At 66.5% G+C, this 3,518-nt stretch carries 3 protein-coding genes; all 3 read left to right on the top strand.

Going from position 1 to position 3,518, the window contains the following annotated elements:
- Positions 1-226: 226 nt before the first annotated feature.
- Complete coding sequence (locus tag ACMX2H_RS18790; protein WP_414962780.1) at positions 227-724, top strand: MarR family winged helix-turn-helix transcriptional regulator; 498 nt, start codon at positions 227-229, stop codon at positions 722-724.
- A 109-nt stretch (positions 725-833) separates the two neighbouring features.
- Positions 834-1,613: a CPBP family glutamic-type intramembrane protease gene (locus ACMX2H_RS18785; RefSeq protein ID WP_414962779.1), complete on the top strand. Its 780-nt coding sequence runs from the start codon at positions 834-836 to the stop codon at positions 1,611-1,613.
- An 83-nt stretch (positions 1,614-1,696) separates the two neighbouring features.
- On the top strand, positions 1,697-3,518 hold a 1,822-nt coding region (gene treS / locus ACMX2H_RS18780), incomplete at its 3' end, for a maltose alpha-D-glucosyltransferase (RefSeq protein WP_414962777.1).

Here is a 3,518-nt window from a genome sequence, read left to right as displayed (position 1 = left end):
ACCCTGCGGCAGCCGGCGGGTGGCCGCGAGCAGCAGCAGCCCGGCCGGCAGCGCGCGTACGGCTGCGGCCAAGAACGGCTTGTCCGGAGGCAGTAGCTCGGTAGCCACCGCATAAGTAGTGCCCCAGGTCAGCGGAGCAACGGCTGTCATTGTCAGAAGAACCCATTTATTCCTAAGCACTTAGCCAATATAGCTAAGCGCTTAGGAATAGTCTATGCTGGGCGGCATGGAAGATCAGGTAACCCGGATTCTTAAACAGTGGGCGACGGAACGGCCCGATCTGGACGTCTCTCCGATGGCGGTGGTGGGCCGGATTTCCCGGGCGGCCCGGAAAATCGACGCGGTACTTGCCGCCACTTTTGCCCGGCATGATCTGGATGCGGCAAGTTTTGATGTGCTGGCCACGCTGCGGCGGTCCGGGGAGCCGTATGCGCTCAGCCCCCGCGAACTGACCGAGACCGCCATGGTGACCTCGGCAGCCATCGCTCAGCGGCTGAACCGGCTGGAAGAGAAACAACTGGTCACGCGCACCAAGGACGAGAAGGACGGCCGGGGCAAGCAGGTCACGCTCACCCCGGCCGGACTGGATCTGGTCAACAGGGCGTTACCGGACCACGTGGAAACCGAACACGCCCTGCTGGCCGGCCTGAGCAAGCCAGAGCGCGCCCAGCTCGCGGAACTGTTGGCCAAAGTGGAGCAAACCGCCACCGGCATGCGCAGGTAGCGCGCTACAAGCAAGCATCCCGGCGAGCGTCGGCGACCCCATGCGACGCGTCCCGGTCACTTGACCACCCTGCATGATCCGTGCACACCGAATTCGATGAGGAGTTTCGATGTCCTACGCACTTACCAAGCAGCCGGGGACCACAGGAACATCCCGGCCAGCACGCCTGCCGGGCACCCTGGTGACCGGGCTGCTGCTGTCCCGGCTGGTGTTCTTTGCCGTGTTCCAAGTGGTGGCGGCACTGCTGCTGGCCGCAGCTGGAACCACCAATGCCTGGACTGCTTCCGCCGCCTGGTGGCCGCTGACGGCTGCCGCAGCGAACCTGGTCAGCCTGGGCGTGCTGCGGGCGCTGCTCCGGCGGGAAGGAGCAGGCTTAGCCGGCTTCTACCGCCCGCACGCGGGCAGCTGGGAGGGCGACCTCTGGCGTTTGCTGTTGGTCACGCTCGCCGGCGGGGCGCTGGCCGCGGGAACCAACATGATGCTGGCGTCCTGGTTGTACGGCGACCCGCAGGGCGGCTACATGCTGCTGGTCCAGCCGCTCCCGCTGTGGGCGGCGATCACCGCCGTCGTGCTGTTTCCGGTGACCACCGCGCTGGCGGAGCTGCCCACCTACTACGGCTACCTCCAGCCGCGGCTGGCGCAGCTGTCCCGGCATGGCTGGCTGGTGGTGCTGGTCCCCGCGCTTTTCCACGCACTGCAGCACATCACGCTCCCGGTGCTGTTCGACGCTACCTATCTGCTCTGGCGGGGGCTGATGTTCCTGCCGTTCGCGCTGCTGCTCAGCTGGGCATTGCGGCGTCGGCCGTCACTGCTGCCGTACCTGGTGGTGATCCACTTTCTGCTGGATCTTCAGGCCGCTTTGGCGGTCCTTGCGGTGGCGCAGGGGTAGTGATGGCACCGCGGGTCTGGCAGTGTTGGGAGCAAGCCGGTCTGGATGATTCCAGCTTCTCGAGCACTAAAGGAGATGACGCCATGAACGATTCGGTTCCTGGTCCCGAGTCCGCCCTTGACAGCATCCACCACGACGACGGCGGTGTCCCCGCCGCTGCGGTCGACGCCCTCGATGAGGGCGGGGCCCTTGGCGACGGCGGTGCTGCAGCGAACGACGGCGGCAGCACCGCCGTCGAGCCCGAGGCCGAACCGCAGGTTCCGGAAATCACGTTCGACGAGCAGTTCTACCCGGCCCGGCCGCGCTCGCTCCGCCCGACCGCCCGGCGCCGCCACTTCATGCCCGGCCGCCCGCCGTTCGACCCGGATGCGCGCAACAGCGTCTACGTGGAGTGGCTGCGCAACCAGTCCATGCTCGGGGACGCGAAGGTGCTGGCGCGGCAGCTCTCCGGGCAGGCCAGCATGTGGCAAAACCCCTACGCCTACCCGGACCCGCGGGCAGCGGTGGAGAAGGCTTCGGTCTGGTTCACTGCCTATCCACTGTCCCTGATTACCAGGCCCGGGCAGACGTTCCTCGCAGCCCTGGGCGACTCGGAGCTGTGGGAAGCGTTCCAGCAGATTGGCATCAAGGCCATCCACATCGGACCGGTGAAACTGGCCGGCGGGCTGAGCGGCTGGGAGCATACCCCCAGCGTAGACGGGCATTTCGATCGGATCAGCATGGCCATCGACCCGCTGTTCGGCACCGAGGACGAGTTCAGGGCCATGTGCGAAGTCGCCACCGAGCACGGCGGCACCATCGTGGACGACATCGTTCCGGGCCACACCGGCAAGGGCGCGGACTTCCGGCTGGCGGAGATGAACTTCCGCGACTACCCGGGCATTTACCACATGATCGACATTCCCGAATCGGACTGGGACCTGCTGCCCGACGTGCCGGAGGGGGAGGACTCGGTCAATATCGATGTGGCCACCGAACGCGCGCTGCAGCAGGCCGGCTACATTATCGGCGAGCTGCAGCGGGTCATTTTCTACGAGCCGGGTGTGAAGGAAACCAACTGGAGCGCCACGCCGCCGGTGCTGGATACGCACGGCAAGGCCCACCGCTGGGTGTACCTGCACTACTTCAAGGCCGGCCAGCCGTCGATCAACTGGCTCGATCCCACCTTTTCCGGCATGCGGCTGGTGATGGGCGACGCGCTGCATTCGCTGGTGGACCTGGGCACGGGGGCGCTGCGGCTGGACGCCAACGGCTTCCTGGGCGTGGAGAAAAGCGCCGAGGAAACCCCGGGCTGGTCGGAAGGGCATCCGCTCTCCGCGGCAGCCAACCAGATCATCGGCAGCATGGTCCGCAAGGTCGGGGCCTTCACCTTCCAGGAACTGAACCTCAGCATCGACGACATCAAGGCCACCTCCGAAACCGGCCCGGATCTGTCCTACGACTTCGTCACCCGGCCGGCCTACCACCACGCCCTGGTCACCGCGGATACCGAGTTCCTCCGGCTGACGCTGCGGCTGGCCATGGAGATCGGCGTCGACCAGGCGTCCCTGGTGCATGCGCTGCAGAACCACGACGAGCTGACCTACGAGCTGGTGCACTTCACCACCAAGCACAAGGACGACCTCTACGAGCTCGACGGCGAGGAGCTCACCGGAGCGGAGCTCGCGCACAAGGTGCAGCAGACGCTGCGGGACGGAATCACCGGCGAGGCCGCGCCCTACAACCTGGTCTTCACCGCCAACGGCATCGCCTGCACCACTGCCAGCGTGATTACCGCGGTGCTGGGCATCACCGAACTGGACTCGATCACCGAGGAGCAGGCGGCGGAGGTCCGCCGGGTCCACCTGCTGCTGGCCATGTACAACGCGCTGCAGCCCGGCGTCTTTGCGCTCTCCGGCTGGGACC

The organism is Arthrobacter sulfonylureivorans, assembly GCF_047607445.1.
Taxonomy (GTDB): domain Bacteria; phylum Actinomycetota; class Actinomycetes; order Actinomycetales; family Micrococcaceae; genus Crystallibacter; species Crystallibacter sulfonylureivorans_A.
Note: the sequence above shows the minus strand (reverse complement) of the source record. Positions and strands in the feature narration are given on the sequence as shown.

Bases quoted from the DNA above. Each gene is read 5' to 3' on its own strand.
- ACMX2H_RS18790 (WP_414962780.1), top strand. From the start codon at position 227: ATGGAAGATCAGGTAACCCGGATTCTTAAACAGTGGGCGACGGAACGG.
- ACMX2H_RS18785 (WP_414962779.1), top strand. From the start codon at position 834: ATGTCCTACGCACTTACCAAGCAGCCGGGGACCACAGGAACATCCCGG.